The organism is Planctomycetaceae bacterium (assembly GCA_041398785.1).
In the GTDB taxonomy this organism is placed as follows: Bacteria; Planctomycetota; Planctomycetia; order Planctomycetales; family Planctomycetaceae; genus JAWKUA01.
Map to the genome: position 1 here is coordinate 145,173 of JAWKUA010000012.1, position 18,069 is coordinate 163,241.

An 18,069-nucleotide genomic window follows, 5' to 3' on the forward strand; every position below is an offset into this window, starting at 1 on the left:
CTGACCCCAAAAGGACCTTTCATGGACATCCCGGCCGGCTTTGATCCCGCACAGGCCCACGTGGTTTCGCAGTGGAAGCACGATCGGCCGCTGAACGCGTGCCGCTTCGATCCGGGCGGCAAATTCGTGTTCTGCGGTTCCGAAGACGCCGTGGTCGAACGGTTTCTGCTCAGCGATGGAACCAGGACTCTGCTAAGCGGCGGCCACGAAACCTGGGTACGCGCGCTTGCGTGTACGAAAGACGGAACTCAGGTCGTCAGCGGCGGATGCGACGGCAGGTTGTCGTGGTGGGAAACCACCGGTGATGCTCCGGCGCTGATTCGATCAGTCGAAGCTCACCACGGCTGGATTCGTTCACTGGATATCAGCCCCGACGGCACACTGCTGGCCAGTGGAGGCAACGACAACAAGGTGCGGCTGTGGAACGTCGCCGACGGCACTCCGGTGCGCGACTTCATCGGCCACGAACGTCATGTGTATTCCGTGGCGTTTCATCCCGGCGGCGAATTCCTGCTCAGCGGCGACCTGATCGGCAGCCTGAGACAATGGGATATCGCCTCCGGCAGCGAAGTGCGTGCGTTCGATGCGAAGGTGCTGCATTCGTACAACGGCGGCCAGCGAGTCGACTTCGGCGGCATTCGAGCCATCGCTGTCAGCCCCGACGGCAAATGGCTGGCCGCCGGCGGTCTGCACAAGGCATCGAACCCGCTGGGAGCGATCCACGAACCGATCGTCGCATTGTTCAACTGGGAAACCGCGGCTCTGGAAAAACAGCAGATCGCGGAAGGCATCGCTCAGGGAGTGATCTGGCGATTGAAATGGATGGCGGACGGTTCATTGATGGGCCTCAGCGGCGGCGGCAACGGCGGATTCCTGCTGTTCTGGAAACCTGATGCCGAAAAGGACCACTTCCGTTTTCAGCTTCCGAATCTCGCCCGCGACATGGACGTGCATCCCGACGGCCTGCAGGTCGCCACCGCCCACTACGACCGCCACGTCAGAATCACACGCCTGGCTGCGAAGATTGCGTAGCGCCTTCTGGATGTCGAGCGCGGGGTACGCGTAAGCAGGTTGCGGGACGGCGACGGGCAATCCAACTTCGGATTTGCACCGCTTCGTCTCCGGTGGTCCATTGCAGAGGGCCGCCACAATCAGGGCGGATTCAATCTCCTGCCCGTACGACGTGAGGAGTGATCCTGCGATTGCGGCCATCGTGAGCTGCCCGTTCACGGCATGTCGCTCCGGGCTGCCCGGTCATTTGCTATCCAGCGGCGTTCGCAGCCAGGCGATCAGGTCGGCCAGTTCCTGAGGCTGAAGGACCTTTTCCAGTTCTTCCGGCATCAGCGACGTGCCGGAATTTCGCAGGAGTTCGATTTCCGATCGCGCCAGCGTGTGTTGTTTTCCATCCGCCAGTTTCAGCGTCACGCTGTTGGATGTTTCCGCGGCCAGCAGACCGGACAGGACGAGTCCGGAATCCAGCACGCAGGTGTAGCGCTGAAAACCGGGAAGGATTTCCGCATTCGGGTCGAGAATGCTGATGAGCAGCTTTTCGGGCGGATGAGCGATCACGGTAGCGAGGTTCGGGCCGACGTCGTGGCCTTCGTCGCCTCGACGGTGGCACGTCGCGCAGGCTCGTGTGAAGACGGCCCTGCCGCGCGCCGCATCGGCTGGCAGTGTCAGCACGGATCGATACTCGTCCAGCACTTTGGCTCGCGTCGGACTGCCGACGGTGTTCAATATCGCGGCGGCTTTCTGAGCGATCGTCGGTGACGGATGCTTAAGCAGCAGCGCTCGGCGAGCGGGGTCGAGACTGCTTGCCGGGATTTCGCTGGCTTCGATGCGCTGCAGCAGATCTTCCGTCCATTCACTGTGCGACAGCCACAGATCGAGCGCCTGATCTCGCAGAACCGGACTGAATTCCGGGAACGCGGCGGCCAGCAATTGTGTGATTCCGTCGCCCCTGCATTCGCCCAGTGCGGTCAGTGCCAGCGCCTGGTGTTCCGGAGCGATCTGCGGACGCAGCCAGTCCGCGAGATGCTCCAGTCCTTCTTCGTGATGCGATCCGATGATGCCCAGCAGCGACGCGGCGGCGATTCGATCTTCAGCCGATTGGTTCTCATCGACGGCCAGAACCTGCGCCTTGTGCAGAAGCGTCTTCTGCTCCGCGGCAAAGTCCTCCATCAGTGAATCATCACGGTCTGCTTCAAACGACAGCGGCAGATTCGTTTGCCTCATCGTATTCAGCAGGCTCATTGTTTCGCGAATCGCGTCGGCGACGGGAAGCGAATGCGCTGCATGGAACATCGCGACCGCCGTACCGGTATCTTCGGCGCCCAGCGCCATCCGCAGCAGCGGTTCGCGATAGGCGTCTCGCATGCGACGATCGGCCTTTAGAATCGCGGATGACAGAGCTTCCGCGTGTGGCAGAGCGGAACTCATCACGGCCGCGACGAAGAACGGTTCATCGGCGTTGTTCACGGCGAGTCGCGCGAGAGCGTCGCTGGCTGCGTCGTTTGCCGGCCATGATCCGAGACTCAGCGCCAGTTGCAGCCGGACTTTCGCTTCGGGATCGTCCACGAGTTTTGTTGCAGCAGCCAGAACCTGCGTGTCATTCGGAAAATCTTCGGCGATGCGTACGGCGTTTTCGCGGACGCGCGGATGAGCGTCTTCCAGCGCGACAACGAGTGACTCCGGCGAAAGTTCTTCCAGTACGTGCAGCGTCCACAGTGCCTGAACACGCGTCTGTGGACGATCGTTCGAGCGCACGAGTTCTTCCAGCAGTGGAACTGCCGCAGAATCGCCCTTCCACAGCAACAACTGTTGTGCCTTGTCACGCTGCCAGTCGTTGGGTGAATCGAACGCCGCCACGAGTTCCTTCGTGTCCAGCGATGACAGACGCGCGACTTCGCGTCGCGCCGCAGCGTCAGGAACAACTCGGTAAATGCGGCCTCGATCTTCACCGAGCCGATAATGAGGCAACAGTTCCGCCTTGCCGTTTTCGGGCAGCCATTCGGGATGTTCGATCATGTAGCGGTACATGTCGGCGACCCACAACGCTCCGTCCGGTCCCGTGCGAACCATCACCGGACGGCACCAGCGATCTTCGCTCGCGAAGAAATCGTGTTCTTCTTCGCCGGGTGCTCGATGAGCGACATAGCTGATGCCGTCGTCGTTGAGCACGTTGTGCTGCACCAGGTTGTGGAACGGTTCACACGTGAACGCGTGCAGAGAATCGCCGCTGCCGAACAGGCGATCGTCGTTGTAGATCATGCCTCCGCAAGCCGACGTAAAGCGGCCGGACTGTTCGAACGAGTGGTAGCGTTTTTCGAGCGAACTCGCGGGGAACACGGGCGGACTGCCGGGACCGACCACGTGCATCAGCGGAATGGGAGTCGGCACATGCGGGTTTCGCGTTGAGTAGCGATCCGGCAGAACGTAGTGCCACAGCGGAGCAGCGTTCTGTGTGCCAAACCAGTGTCCCCACGGATCGCGATTGCGGCCAAACTGCGTCGGCCCGGATTCCGGTTCGATGGCTCCCGTGTCCGGCTGAAAGCGAAAGTCGCGGCTGCCCAGCGGCAGTCGTGATCCCGTGCGAGTCGATTCGATGTGTGTGTCTTTGCCGTAATTCGCGTGATGTCCTCCGTTGGCGCAGTAAACCCAGCCGTCGATTCCCCAGCGCAGGCCGTTGACTCGCAGTTGCTGGTTGCCTTCGTTGAAACCTCGCAGCAGCACTTCGTGATCGTCGGCGGTGCCGTCGCCGTCGGTGTCGCGGAGAAACAAAATCTCCGGCGCGGCGGAAATGAGGATTCCATCGCGCCAGGTCAGAATGCCGTTGGGGAAGTTGAGTCCGTCGGCGAAGAGCCGGCTCGTTTCATAGCGACCGTCATTGTCGCGATCTTCGAGCACTCGCACGCGGCCTCCGGGTTGTCCCTGGCCGTCCATGCCGAGCGGATAATCGGCCATTTCAACAACCCACAAACGCCCGTCGGCGTCCCAGTCGAAAGCCACGGGATCGAGCACCTGCGGTTCGGAGGCGACAAGTTCCACACGAAAGCCGTCCGGCACGTGGATGGTGTCGAGCGATGCGGAAGGTTCGGTGGGTTGCGGCTCGCGAGACTCCGCAACGCGCGACGCCTGCCAGAATGCTGCGATTTCCGTCGGCGAGATCGGTCGATCGAATACCGCGATTTCGTCGAGTTTGCCCTGCAGCCCTTTGCCGAAGACGAATTCACTGCTGTTGGAAGACGCCGTTGTGGTCCTGAGTTCCGGAGTGTCCGCTCCGTCGATGTGAACTCGCACTTCCGCGCCGTCGCGAATGAGCACCGCGAAGTGCCAGTCGTCGGCGGGCAGTTCGGCGCTTGATGTTGCTTCGTCGAGCATCAACGTCACGCGATGATCGGCGCTCTGGCGACACGCGAGCGATTCGCCTCCCGGGCCGGTCAGTAACGTACCCGAACGTTCACTGGCTCCCGATTTTTCTCCCAGCCAAAACCAGAATGCAACGGAATAGGTATCGCCGAGAGTGTCGAGCGACGCGCGCAGATCGCCGCCGGCCAGATGGATCGATCGGTTGAGCTGATTCGGGCCGGAGAATGCGGATGGTGTCAATTCTTCGCCGGTGCCGGCTCCCGTGCCCGTGGCGACTCCGGGAAGATACCACGCGAAACCGGGACTCAGCTTCGCGGCGGGCGCGCCATCGACGGCGCTGCGTGCCGTGTTTCCGTCTTCGTCGTTGAGTCGCCAGTAACCGCGAGGTTCGGCGGACAGAATCGCTTCCGCGTACGGGCCGTGTTCGTCGGTCATTGTGCGGCGCGTTTTGCCAGTGACTTCTTCGAGTGCTGCGGTGAGCGCTTCCACGATCTTCGGTTCGGCCTGAACTTCCAGCCCCGCCGTGCGAGCCGGCCAGGTGGTGTAGCCTCCGAGTTGATGCTGCTCGGGAGGCGGGATGTAGCCTTCCGCTCCGTTGGCCAGTTCGATGTTGAAGTGCATCGCCGCCGGCGATCGGCCTTTCAGCTTGAGTCCCGTGAGCGCGTAGACTTCGTTGGGCAGCGTGGCGATCGTGAGGTCGCCGATGCGCAACGCCTGCAGAACGACTTCGGTGCGCTGGCGTTCATGCAGGATCTGCGCTTCGTTGGCGTAGACTTCAGGAAGGCTCTTCGGCAGATCGTTTTCAATCTGTGCCGCGATTGGCTTCGCCCATGCAAGTCGATCGGCGTCGGGAACGCGATAGTTCAGCGCCAGTCGTTTTTCGACCATCGCCAGTGTGACGGAATCGCGATACTCGATCGTGTCGATCGCGCGCTTGGCGTAGTCGGCAACGGCGGAACTGTACTCCTCGCTGGTAATGTCTTTCTGCGCGGCACCGTAATCCATCCACATCAGATCGCCGCTGGTTCCCTGAGACATCGCGCAGACGAAGGGTCCGTTGCCGTCGCCGGGTTGTCCGAGCCGATTCGCGATGTTCCGGCAGAACTGACCGAAGTAGTCGGCGGAAACGGGCGTGGACCGGAAGTAGTGCTGCGAATAATTTGCCAGAACGGCCAGCGGCGTTCCGTCGGTTGTCTGCACGGAAATCACGGACAGCGCGGGATCAACGGGTCCGGACGGTCCAATGATATCCGCGCTGAGATACCCCGGATGCATGTGGGCTCGACCGGTCGCATTCCCGAACGGATCGACGATCAGTTTCTCCGGCCGACGAATCCAGCGCCGATTGTGCGTGTGTTCCCAGTCGTGGATCGACGCCCATCCGATGCGCGCGGGCTGCAGGTTGTCGACGGCGTCCGCGATGGCATCGGCAATCTGAGCGGGCAGTCGAGCGGCATAGTCTTCGTCCTGCCGCGTCCCCAGACACCCCATCGCCGCCGGAGCGGAATGCGTGTGCGTGGCGCAGACGAGCATGCGATCGGTGGGAATTCCGGTTCGTTCACTGGCCTGCTGTTTGGCGTCGTCAATGAGCGACTGCGGCATCATGCAGGTATCAACAACGGCGATGGCGATTCTTGTTGTGCCGTCATCGAAGGCAAAGCTGCGAACGAACAGCGGATCGCTGATGTTGCTCGTTTGGGATTCGAGAAACATCCCGGCGATGATGGCAGGCAGATCGACAGGCGTAATATCGATCGTGGCCGTGCCGGCTCGGAACGGCGGCGGGTTGGGATTCGGCTGTTGACCGAAGCAGGGCAGGGCAGCCGTGAGTGTGAACACAAGGCAGAGGTGAGCGAGACGGTTTCTCATGTTGTGAACAATCCTGCAGGCCGTACGAATCATCAGACGTTGTTTGATGATAACCGGATTCCTGCGGAATGTAGTCGGTTGCGGGTTGCTTGCCGCGCGACGTGAGTCCGCTTTCGTGTGCTTCGACGGCTGTGATCGCGGACTGACGTCGCGCGGCTCGCTTCGCGGAGCGACGGGGGCGCAGTTCTTTTTCCTGGGCGGCGCGACGGGGGTCACGCGTCGGCCTGGCCGGTTTCCAGGACCTGGATTTCTTCCTGGATCAGTTTCCGGACCTGATTCTTGGCGGTGTAGACCGAAGCCACGGGCATGTTGAGTCGCGTTGCAGCCTCTTTGCCCGTGACCTGGTCCACCGCCGTCAGTCTCCATGCGGCGAAGCGGTCTTCGGTGACTCGCCGCTGAACACGGATCGCCGCTTCTTCGAAGAGTTCAATATCGAACGCGTCGTTCAGTCGAGCGGACAGGTCGTTTCGGGCTTCCGCGGTGTCCAGAGCCTGGCGCATGCCATCCCGGTGGCCAGCCGTCGGGTCGGATCGGCGGTCTCGCCAGAAATCAGCCAGCGCGTTCTGTGTGATTCGCCGCAGCCAGCCGCGAAAACTCTGGCTCGCGTCGTAGTCAAACGTTCGCAACTGACGGGCGAGTTTCGCCAGAACCTCCTGAGTGACGTCGTCGGCATCGACGTGCTGTAATCGCCGGGCGAGGCACCACGCGTGGATTCGGGGTCCGTAGCGGTTGACGAATTCGTCCCACGCCTGCTGATCCTGGTCCTGACGCCTGAGTTTCATCAGCAGGCTGACGCTGGTTTGGGATTCGTCAATGTTCATGCGGCCTGACGTTGTCGATGTACTGCTTTTTGCTGCGGTCCGGAGGTCTTTGGTCAATTCCGCGAAAAATCGAAAATCAGTCGCAGGTTTGGCTGCGCTGGCCGGTAACAGGTTACAGGGAGACGTTGGCCGTTCCGAGGGACGTTTCGGCATTCGACCGCGCGATGGAAAAGTTGCCGCGGGGCTGACCGTCTGACTCAGGGCACTGGAGAGGCTCTCATGGTCCGCGCGCCGAGTGCAGTGCGGGGGAATTGTCATCTGCCACGCGCCGAAGTCCCGGGAGAGAAGTCACGTGTTGCACACAAATCTGCGACGGACGTCGCCGCGAGGTCCGATTCGATTGCTGTGGGATACCTGGTTCGGCCGCAGCCGCCGTGTTGTTCGGCGCCGTCGAGGCAGGCCGGATTCAGCAAGTGCCGAAACGCTCGAAACGCGAACTCTGCTGGCAGCGCAGGTGGTCACACCGGACGCAGCCGCGCAGACGGTTGCTCCGGGCAATTCGTTCGCCTTCGACGCGATGTATTCCACAGCCGATCCGCAAGGCGCTCAGTACACCGGCCTGGCGCTGCGAATGCACTACGATTCGACGCAACTGACGTTCGACGGGCTGACCAATACTCTGGCGGCGGGGCTGGACTCACAGCAGGACCTGCCCGACGCCGGTGATCTCGACAACGACCCTTCCACGGATCGGTTTGTCGTGGTCCTGTGGTTCGACATCAGCGGGACGTGGCCGGCCGGCGTGACTCAGCCCGCCCGGTTATACACGGCGGCCTTCACGACTGCCGCAGGCTACACCGGCACACAGATCAATTTCACGGCGGAAACTGCGGCGGACGTGGAGTTCCAGTCGACGTCCGTGACGGTCGCGGAAAGCACCGCGTCGCTGGATGTCGATGCGAACGGAAACGCCGACCTGTTTACCGATGGAATCCTGATCGCTCGCTATCTTGTCGGATTCACCGGTCAGAACCTTGTCCGAAATGCCATCGGCAGTGGTGCCACACGAACCGCTCCGGCCGAGATTTCTGCGTTTCTGGAGGACGCTGGCGAGATGCTGGACGTGGACGGAAACGGCACGCGTGATCTGTTCACCGACGGAATTCTGATCGCTCGCTACCTGGTCGGGTTTACCGGTCAGAATCTGGTTCGCAACGCGGTTGGCAGCGGTGCAACTCGAACCGGCGCGCAGCAGATCACGGACTTTCTGGACCAGTACCGTCCTCCTGCCGGCGGGGCAACGGCAGCCGCGGGCGGATTCGCGAAGGGCGGACCTGTCGCCGATGCTGCGCCGTCTGCTATCGCCGCCTCGCCTGAGTTCATCGAGCGGATCGGTCAGTCTCTGAGTGGAGTCGGCGGGGCACGCACTGAGACGGCTGCTGTCGAAGATCGCGACACTGTCGCGCTTGCCGACCAGACAATGTCAGTTCCCGTTTCGGCACCTGCTCGTCCCGCAAGTCGAGGCCGGACGAGCGTGGCCAGCGAGGCTCCAACGTTGTCCCACAATTCGTTCACGACAGCACCACGTTCTGCCTTCGAGGACGAACTCATCGACACTGCGTTCACTGAACTCGGCAGCGACCTGAGCGCGCTGTCGTTCGGTTAGCCAGGCGTCAGAACTGGCCGGCACTCGTTTGATTTATTCCCAGCGAAAGTTTGATCATGTCTCGCAGGCACCGCCTCTCACGTTGGCTGAAGCGACAGTTCACGAAGCCGCGAAACGACCGACGCCGGCGTGCGCGCGGTGGTTTGGCTTCCGAAGTGCTGGAAGAACGCGTTTTGTTGGCCGCGTTTAACGTGACAAACCTCAACGACTCCGGTGCGGGCAGTCTGCGTCAGGCGGTGGCCGACGCGAACAGTACGCCGGGCGCGGACGAGATCAATTTCAGCGTCGACGGCACCGTCACGCTGACTTCCGGCGAACTGGTCGTGACGGAATCCGTTTCCATCAACGGTCGAGGCACGCCGGTGAATGGAGTTTCTGGCGGCGGCAACTCGCGTGTGTTCCTGATCGGCGGCAGCGGCGTGAATCAGTTCACGATCGACGGCCTGACCATTTCCGGCGGCAACGGCGCGGGTGGAGTTTTTTCCGGATTTGGTGGCGGGATCTACTTCATTGATGGTTTCGAAGGCAATGACACGCTCAACATTCGCGACTCCGTGATTCGAGGCAACACGGCTGATCTTGGCGGGGGAATTTACGTCGTCGATAACACGCTGAACATTATCGACACCGATATTCGTGACAATACTGCGACGGCGACCACAGACACACGCGGCGGGGGCGGCATCGCGGCTCAGTCGGCTGTGGTCACGATTACGAATTCCAGTGTCCGGCGCAACACAGCCGCGGGGACGGGTGGCGGCATTTACAACTTCACGTTTGCCGGAGCTGTTGGCCAGCGAGACAGCACGCTGACGTTGAACAACAGCAGCGTCAATCTCAACACCGCGGCTGCCGGCGGCGGGATTTACAACGAGAACCAGAATACGGGCGAAGCCGCTCCGCTAAGTCTGTCAAATACTCGAGTTTCGCAGAACGTCACGACCAGCGGCGAAGGCGGCGGCATCTGGAACAACAGCCGGCTCACCGTCAGCGGCGGTTCAGTCATCGAACTCAATCAGGCCGCAGGCGACGGCGGCGGCATCACGAATCGCGGTGCTCTGGAGTTGCGCGATTCGCAGGTGATTATGAACGCCAGTGCCGGTGGAGGCGGAGGGGGCGGGATCTACAGCCGTGGCGGCACGGACACGATCAGCAGCAGCACGATCTCTGACAACTTTGCGACAGCGGCAGGCTCGCAGGGCGGCGGCATCCGGTCGGATAACAGCACTACAACGATCATCAACAGCACGATTTCAGCGAACTCAACGAACGGCTTCGGCGGAGGCATCACGTCGTCCGGCGGAACAACGAACATCCTCGTTCGCAACAGCACGATCACCGGCAATCGGGGCAATGCCGACGGCGATGGAGTCGGGTTCGGTGGTGGAGTCAGTTTCAATCCGATTACTTTCGTCATTCATAACTCGATCGTCGCGGGGAACTTTCAGGGCAACGGAACCACACCCAGTGACATTGCGTCGTCGGTCGGCGGCGCGTCCTCGTTCAACCTGATCGGACACGCAGGCAGTTCCGGCGGACTGACTCACGGAACGAACGGCAACATCGTCGGCGTGAACGGCACCGGTCAGATTCCGATTGAATCGATTCTCAACACGACGCTGCCATTTGGTGAACCTCCGGTTCACGCGCTGGTTCCCGGAAGTCCTGCGATCGACGCGGGCAGCAATGCTCAGGCACTCGATGAAACCGGTGCCGCACTAACAACGGATCAGCGAGGCGCAGCGTTCCCGCGCGTGATCGACGGAGACAACAACGGCACCGCCACCGTCGACATCGGCGCGTACGAAGCTGCATCGCGTGTTGTTGTGAACGGCGAACTCGCGCCGAACGCGTCCGGCGACATCGACAACGATGGCGAGTTTCTGCGTGACACGGACGGAATTCTCAGCCTGCGTTTTCTGGCGGGCTTCCGTAACACAGCACTGACCACCGGCGCTGTCGGTGCCAACGCGCGGCGCAGTGACGCCGCAGCGGTCCAGTCGTTTCTCGACACCGGACCGATGCAGGCGTTCTTCGATCTCGATGGTGACGGCGAAATCCGGCCGCTGACGGACGGCATTCTGTTTCTGCGCGGTCTGCAGGGTTTGACCGGCGATGCTCTTGTGCGAGGGGCCGTTACCAGTGAAGCCAGTCGGTCCGCCGCCGAGATTCGCAGTCTGATCGACGCGTACCTGGGCTTCGGTGATACGGCAGTTGTCGACGAAGGCGTTGTGTTTCAGGTCGCGGCCGCTCAGGGGCTGCTGCAGAACGATCCGGCCGGTGCAACCGTAACAGGCTTCGATGCCACCAGCGCGCGCGGAGCCGCCGTGCAGGTGACTCCTGACGGCGGCTTCACCTACGACACGACGACGGTTCCGGAACTCAGCACGGACATCGCGCCATTCGAATTCGTCAGCGATTCGTTCTCGTACACGATCACGTACGGTGCTCAAACAGCGACCGTGATTGTGCAGGTGGTCGTCACGGGCAAAGGCGGGCCGAACGATATTCTGCTGGAAACCGACGAAGACACGGTCATTCCTCAGCGAGCTGGCGAGACTCTGCTGGCCAATGCCACCGGCGCGAACCCGCGAGTGACCAGCTTCGACGCCGTCAGTACGCTCGGCGCGACGGTCAACGTGCAGACCAATGGCGAATACAGCTACGACCCCACGACGTCGGCGGAACTGCAGTCTCTGATCGCCGGCGATCCGCTGATCGACACGTTCACGTTCACGCGGGAAACGGATTCGTCCGGCCCCGAAGTCATCACGGTGCAGATTCGCGTCACCGGCATGAACGACGCGCCCGAAGCGCCGGACGTGACGATCAGCGACTTCGCCGACACGGCAATTTCGCCAAAGCCCGAGACGACAATCAAGTTCGTCAACGGTGTCCTGACGGAAGTCAATGAGGTCCACGACTCCGGCCTGATCCATTCCTTCGACCGTTTCCGGATCGCGGTCAGCCAGTTGATCAGTGATGTCGACCTTGGCGACACCCACACGATCACGATCGATTCATCCGCCACCATTGCCGATGTCACGGTGGAACGGGTCGCCGGCACGGGCGGTGCCGCAGACGAATTCTTCATCGTGTATGACGCCACCGGTTCGTCGGTGTTTAAGGATCTGCCGTTTCTGACCGAAGTCGCCGATTCGTTCGGATACACCGTCACGGACAATAACGGAGCATCCAGCAGCGGCATCATCACCGTGGAACTGCTGAGCGGCGAATTGCACGCTCCGATTGCGGTGGACGACGTCTATCCGCTGCCCGGTGCCGGCCCCATTTTCACCGGCCAGCCTCACCGATTTCTTGCGAACCCCGAGGGCCTGCCGGAACCCGATCCGGCCACGAATGCCGGTCTGCTGAGGAACGACGGCGTCGACCCGACAGACCCATTCCCCAGCGATTTCGACGGCGACCAGATCGTCGTGCTGCAAGCTCTGGGTCAGTTCGGCGACTGGAGACAACTCACAGCACTGGGGGCGGAAGTGTTGTTCTTCGCGGACGGTTCCTTCTATTACAACCCCGTGACGTCAGCGACTCTGGAAGCTCTGCCGGACGGCCAGACGATGGTCGACACGTTCACCTATCACATCGATGACGAATTCGGCGACGGAGAATCTCTGGGTGAGATCTCCCAGGCGACTGTCAGGATCACAGTCACCGGCGTGCCTCAGCGGCAGACGTTCACGTTCGACGTTCCGGCCGGGACGGACGTGGCACTGGTCAGCCAGCCCGGTGCCAATCCGCCTCGAAACGTGATTCACGAACTCGGCAATCCCGGCAACATTCTGTGGCAGCAACCGTTCTCGCTGACAAGCCGGATCATCATCAACGGCAGCGAATCCGGGGACAGGATCGATGCCACGCAGTTTTCAGGCCGAGGATCGGCGCTGCTGGACGGCTTCCGGAGCATCTCGCTGACCGTCAACGGGCGCGGAGGAAATGACACGATTCTCGGTGGTCCTTCGAGCGAGACACTCAACGGCGACGCCGGCAATGACACAATCACCGGCGGCGACGGCGACGACGTGATCAGTGGCGGCGACGACGATGACGTGCTGCACGGTGAAAGCGGCAGCGATGTGCTGAACGGCGATCGCGGCAATGACCAGTTGTTCGGTGATTCCCCCGGCGGTTCCGCACAAGACGAACTCAACGGCGGCGACGGCAACGACCTGCTGGACGGCGGCGTGGGTCCGGACTTCGTGTACGGCAATGCCGGCAGCGACCTGTTCACGCCGCTGGATAAGCAGGACATATCCGACGTGAATCCGAACGAAGATCGCGTCGTCAATCCGCTCAACGAAAACCCCACCATCGCTGATCTGGCAGACGACTCGGGTGTCGGCCCGCGAGTCACGCTGTTCTCGCCTCAGACGGCAGTGGTCATCGGACCAAGCGGATACGGGTTTGCTCTGTCGGGCAACTGGACGCGAACGGCGCTCGGCAATGGCGGTGAACGCTTCACGGGAACCGATATCACCATCCCGACCGGAATTGCCGGCGAAATTCCGATTCCGTTTCTGCAGCTCGACACGCTGCCCGACAACGTTCAGGACACCGGCATTCTGACGAACTTCAGTCCGTTCTCGCTGATCCCTGGTGGCAACACGGCTTTCGCCGCGATCACTCAGTTCACCGGATTCAACCTGATCAGCGCCGGCCTGAACCTGCCGCAGTTCGGCCTGAAACTTGGAAGCCAGTTGCTCGCTAATGAATTCGCCGGCAGTGGTGCTCCGCTGAACAACGCGATTCCCTATCTGTATTTCCGCAGCTCCAGTGGCGATCCCGGGCTGGAGTTTGGGGGCGTTTCGCTGTCGGTTCCGTCGAACAGCAATCCGCTGCTGTTTGCGATTGATCCCTTCGACACATCGATCTGGGTCAAGGTCGGTGACTTCTCTGTAGGATACTCACACTCCGGCTACTTCCCGTTCGAGCCACTGGTGACGCCATCCGCAATCACCGGTCAGCAGATCTTCGGCAACTTCTATGGTTCCGGGCTGTTCTCGATCAACAACTTCGAGATCGACGGCGAAATCGTTCTGGATCTGGACCGCTTCTCCGGTCCGGGTCAGGGCGGGTTCAGTGCTCCCGCGAATATGCGAAACGACTTCGTCAACTTGTTTGACGGAGGACCGTCCGCTGTCATCGACAATATCGTGGCGGCGCTGACTCGAATTGAGATCGGAGTCAACGCGGCCGTCAGCTACGCGCCGGACATCGGCGTCACGAATCTCATCAACATCTCGATTCCGGTGGCGGACGCTTCGCTGATGTTTGTCGACGGCAACCTGTTCGCATTGCGCGGGGTCGCAGATCCGTTGAAGAGTGGAGTCAGGTTCCTTGAGCAAGTCGGAATCACCGGAACCGCGATGGCCTCGATCGATGGGTTCGTCATGTTCGACACGGGCCAGTTCCGCATCGAACTAAGTGCCAACGCGAGTGCCCGGATCGGCGGGTTTGCACCGGACGGCAAGTTCCGGCTGGTGCTGAACAACGACATGATCCGAGCGGAACTGATGGTCAAGCTTCCGCTGGTCGGTCGGGCCGAAGTCAGCGGCTTCATTAACTGGCGTTTCGGCACGTTCGAACTTCGCGGCAGCGGAAATCTGAGCCTCGGCATTTTTGGCTCCGTGAGGATGAGTTTCCGGTTCGGCAATACCGCCGCTCAGCCGGCGCGAATTGACGTCACTGCGACCGCGGATCTGCGAGCCACGTGGCAAGGCTACGGTGTCGGACTCAGTTTCCGAGCCGACGTGTCAGTCAACTTTTCGACGGGAGCCTTCTCGATCAATGGAACCGCGAAAGGCACGGCGTATCTCGGCGTTTTCGGTTCTGTGTCCATATCCGTCACGGTCGGCACCAGCGGTTTCAGCATCGACGTGCCGTGGCCGATTCCCGACATCAGCATTTCCTTCCCGAGTTTTCTGCACGCGAACGGGCCGGCGAAACTGACTCAGGCTGAGTCGATCAATCGCGACGCGCTGCCGGACATCGTCGACGAAGCCATTCGGCGCTTGTCTGGAACCGGCCTGACGCTCGAACAGGCTGCTGCTGCGCGACGTCGAGTTCCGGGTTTCGAAGATCGACAACGAAAAACGCCAGCTCGGCTACGCCGCCGGCAACGTGATCCACATCGACGACGACGCCGCAGGCCACGGCTGGTTCATCGACCCGACGCCTCGCGACAACGCGGAGTTCGACCCGGCGACATTGTTCGCTGACTCAGAAAGCGACGCCGCCGGCCGGATAGACCTGCTGAGCGTCATCATGCACGAACTGACTCACGTGCTCGAAGCTCGCTTTCCCGAGTCCGACTTCCACTTCGGCGAATCAGTTACTTCAGAAATGATTTCGGCCGGTCAGCGGTTTCACGTGTATGCACCCGTCGGCGGCGACGATGACGACGATCTGGACGATCTGTGGGCCGACGATCCGGCGCAACTGCTGGACTCGCGATAGATCGACGATGCAGCATCACTGCGGCGTTCCGTTCGTTCACAAACGCCAGACATTGTCCCTCACCCGCGCAGCGGGAGAGGGAGATTTTTCTGCGTCCAGCAGAAAGATCGGGGAGAGGGCCGCCGGCGCCTGCCATGAAGGCCGGCCCGCGGATGGCCCTCCCCGCGTTCGATTCGGTGGAAACGGATCAGGCTGCGATCTTCCATTGCACGGAAGAGTGTTGCAATTGAGCAACGGTGGCCAAACGAATGGCCATCGGACACGCTTCGTTGACAGCCAACCGTTCTCAGTCAGTTGTCGCGGTATGAGGATCCAGCAGCGGGCCGTACGTGATCTCACAACGCGGCAGGGCACGTTTTAGTTTCGTTGCAGCAGCAGCAGTGACCTGTGTTCCCTCCAGTTCAGCTTTCCGCATTGACTTCAGGTTGTGAACGGAATGCATCCAGTCGTCCCGCATGTTGGTGTCAGCGAGACACAATCCGTGCAGTTGAGTCAGCGATCCCAGTTCCTCGACGCCGCGCCTTGTCAGTGACCACGACAGGACGCCCAGATATCGGAGCTGCGGCATTCGTCCCAGATGATGGATGCCTTCGCACGTGAGCCCCTCAAACCGCATTCGGATTTCGATCAGTTGCTCATGCTCCGCGAGCAGAGGCCAGATGGAATCGTCCAGTTGTTCTGCGGCAATCTCCAGATGCGTGAGCGAAGCCGGAAGTCGTTTCAGGAACGCCGGCACGCCATTGCGGAAGTCCACACCGTTCAGGACAAGCGAGTGAATTCCAGGCAGTTCACGCAGCAATGCCGGAATCTCATCCACAACGACGTCGGCCTTCGTCTTCTTGGGGTCGACAATGCTAAGGATGTTGACGTTCGGCATCTGCCTGACGAACGAAAAGTCTCCGGCGTCGGCCTGCAGGCAGCGAATCTCCAGCCGTGTCAGTTGCTGCAACGCAATAACGTCGTGCATGTCGGCCGGCGTAACAGTGTCGACGAGAAGGACGCGCAGTTCCGGACAGTTCCGCAGGACTTCGATCCAGTTTGACTCGCCCGAACTGGCGGATTCCTTTTGCAGGTTCATATCGTTGGCGTTGACACCGCACGCGACAACCACGGGGTCTTCGGGCAGTTGATTCACCTCGGTGCATCGGATCGTGCGTCCGGGCAGGTCGCTGTGGACTCGCACATTGACCCATCCGGCGCCGTGGTTCAGCAGCCACTCGGCCGCGGATCCGGACTCATCTGGCGTCGGCACGTTTACAGACACCGCTCGCGTCACGTCCGGCGATGCTGCCGACGGCGACGATCCAACGGCCGATGTCGCAGAACGGTTGCGATCTCCAGCTCCAGGGAACTCAAGCATCGGCAAGGCAACCAGAGCGACTCCGACAACACAGGCCGCGGCGATGAATCTTCGCGGTCCGCGGGATCGCACGCGGGTGTTCTCCGTTCGGATATCGACAACCGTCGAGTGCGCTGCAGCGTCAGCATGTGCGAGGAAGGCGGGCCGGTGTTCCGGACGCGTTTTGGGGTTCTGGTTTTCGGATGTCGAATCCTGTGCGTTCGATTGCTCCTGCAGCCTGGTCATATCGTCCGGCCGAATCGGCGCGGCGCCGTGAATGTTCGATTCCGAGACAAGCTGACCGACTTTGTTGCCTTCGCAATGCGGCCGCAGTACGGCGATGACCTCCGTGAATGACTGAAACCGGTCCTCTGCCTTCCGCCGGCGCATGCGGTCAACGATGTCGATCAATTCCTGCGGCAGATCCGATCGCAGCGTGGCAACGGAAGGGCCATCGCCACGCGTGATCGCAAACAGCTTATTCAATGCGGAATCGTGCAGTGGCGGACCGAACGGCACGGTTCCCGTCAGCAGTTTGAAGAACGTCACGCCCAGGCTGAAGATGTCGGCTCGACCGTCGGTCACCTGTCCGGGATCTGCCTGTTCCGGCGCCATGAAGTCGATGGTGCCGATGATATCGCCGGTGGACGTCAGTTCGTCGCCGGGATGGTGGGCCAGTTTCGCGAGTCCCAGATCAAGAATTTTGACCACGCCCGTCGTTGTCACCATCAGGTTTGACGGCTTGATGTCGCGATGCACCATGCCGTGTTCGTGAGCGTACTGAAGTCCCACGGCCGCCTGACGGATGACTTCACAGACGTCGGCGACTGCCGGACGGCCGCTGCTGAAAAGGATCTCCGCAAGCGTTTGTCCTTCGACAAATTCCATCACCAGAAAATGTCGTTCACCGTCGCGGATCGCGTCCAGGGCTCGCACGATGTTGACGTGATCGAGCCTGCCCGCAACCGTAATTTCGCGCAGAAACCGGGCCACCGCGGATTGCCTGCCTGCGGAATCCTGTGGCAGCAGCTTGATGGCGACAAGGCGGTTCAGCAGCGCGTGATGCGCCAGAAACACGGTCCCCATTCCACCGCGACCCAGCAGCCGATCGACGCGATATCCGGGAATTTCCGGCAGAGTAATCTCAAGTGTCGATGTCCCGCCGGACCGGACAGTTGCCGTTTCGCAGAATCCAATGTCACTAACGGGATCTGACAGCGACGCCCACCGCCCCTGCGGTTGTTCGCGAAGTGTGCCGATTGCAGGCACGGACTCGTGCGTCATCGACTCCAGTTGTCTCTGGCACGCGTTGCAGTTTTCAACGTGCTGAGAAACCGCTGCGGCGTCAGGTCCGGACAACCGCAGTTCCAGCAGATCTTCCAACTGACAGACTGCTGGGCATTCGATTTCTGACGGCTGTTTCACGGTCCGCAAGGTTTCTCCTCCGACTGTGCTTTGGCGAGCCTCATTGCTGAATCGCCGCCCGGGTGATGCGGTCATCAGGAAACGGGCCATGATAGCGTGACGTTTCGGTCGATACCTGGCGAATCAAACTGTTCGCCAGTAGATTGGCCGCATTCCGTGCTCGGCCA

General features: G+C 61.1%; 7 protein-coding genes. 4 read left to right on the plus strand and 3 right to left on the minus strand.

The window, feature by feature from the left end:
- Positions 1–21 precede the first annotated feature (21 nt).
- A complete protein-coding gene (locus R3C19_15415) occupies positions 22–1,032 on the plus strand; it encodes a hypothetical protein (GenBank protein ID MEZ6061736.1) in 1,011 nt (336 codons plus the stop codon).
- Positions 1,033–1,254: 222 nt separating this feature from the next.
- On the opposite strand, the gene R3C19_15420 is transcribed toward R3C19_15415, so the two are convergent.
- Together R3C19_15420 and R3C19_15425 are read right to left on the minus strand one after the other, a co-directional pair.
- Positions 1,255–6,237, minus strand: a complete 4,983-nt coding sequence (locus R3C19_15420) for a HEAT repeat domain-containing protein (GenBank protein ID MEZ6061737.1) — start codon at positions 6,235–6,237, stop codon at positions 1,255–1,257.
- Positions 6,238–6,449: 212 nt separating this feature from the next.
- Positions 6,450–7,058 carry an RNA polymerase sigma factor gene (locus R3C19_15425; protein ID MEZ6061738.1) on the minus strand — a complete coding sequence of 203 codons (609 nt, stop codon included), beginning with the start codon at positions 7,056–7,058 and terminating at the stop codon, positions 6,450–6,452.
- A gap of 292 nt (positions 7,059–7,350) precedes the next feature.
- Between R3C19_15425 and R3C19_15430 the strand changes: the two genes are divergently transcribed.
- From R3C19_15430 to R3C19_15440, 3 genes are all read left to right on the plus strand, one after another.
- A complete protein-coding gene (locus R3C19_15430) occupies positions 7,351–8,664 on the plus strand; it encodes a hypothetical protein (protein MEZ6061739.1) in 1,314 nt (437 codons plus the stop codon).
- A 191-nt stretch (positions 8,665–8,855) separates the two neighbouring features.
- Positions 8,856–14,900 (plus strand): choice-of-anchor Q domain-containing protein, encoded by a 6,045-nt coding sequence (locus R3C19_15435; protein ID MEZ6061740.1) that lies wholly within the window; start codon positions 8,856–8,858, stop codon positions 14,898–14,900.
- Positions 14,890–15,138, plus strand: coding sequence for a hypothetical protein (locus R3C19_15440; GenBank protein ID MEZ6061741.1), 249 nt, complete (start codon positions 14,890–14,892; stop codon positions 15,136–15,138). Before R3C19_15435 ends, R3C19_15440 begins: the two co-directional genes overlap by 11 nt.
- Before the next feature lie 286 nt (positions 15,139–15,424).
- Here the strand turns inward: R3C19_15440 and R3C19_15445 are convergent, their stop codons facing one another.
- Positions 15,425–17,902, minus strand: coding sequence for a serine/threonine-protein kinase (locus R3C19_15445; protein MEZ6061742.1), 2,478 nt, complete (start codon positions 17,900–17,902; stop codon positions 15,425–15,427).
- Between the last annotated feature and the right edge of the window lie 167 nt (positions 17,903–18,069).

What these genes read in the sequence shown, in the direction of transcription:
- R3C19_15425 (MEZ6061738.1), bottom strand. Translation starts at nt 7,058, where the DNA reads ATGAACATTGACGAATCCCAAACCAGCGTCAGCCTGCTGATGAAACTC.
- R3C19_15415 (MEZ6061736.1), top strand. Translation starts at nt 22, where the DNA reads ATGGACATCCCGGCCGGCTTTGATCCCGCACAGGCCCACGTGGTTTCG.
- R3C19_15420 (MEZ6061737.1), bottom strand. Translation starts at nt 6,237, where the DNA reads ATGAGAAACCGTCTCGCTCACCTCTGCCTTGTGTTCACACTCACGGCT.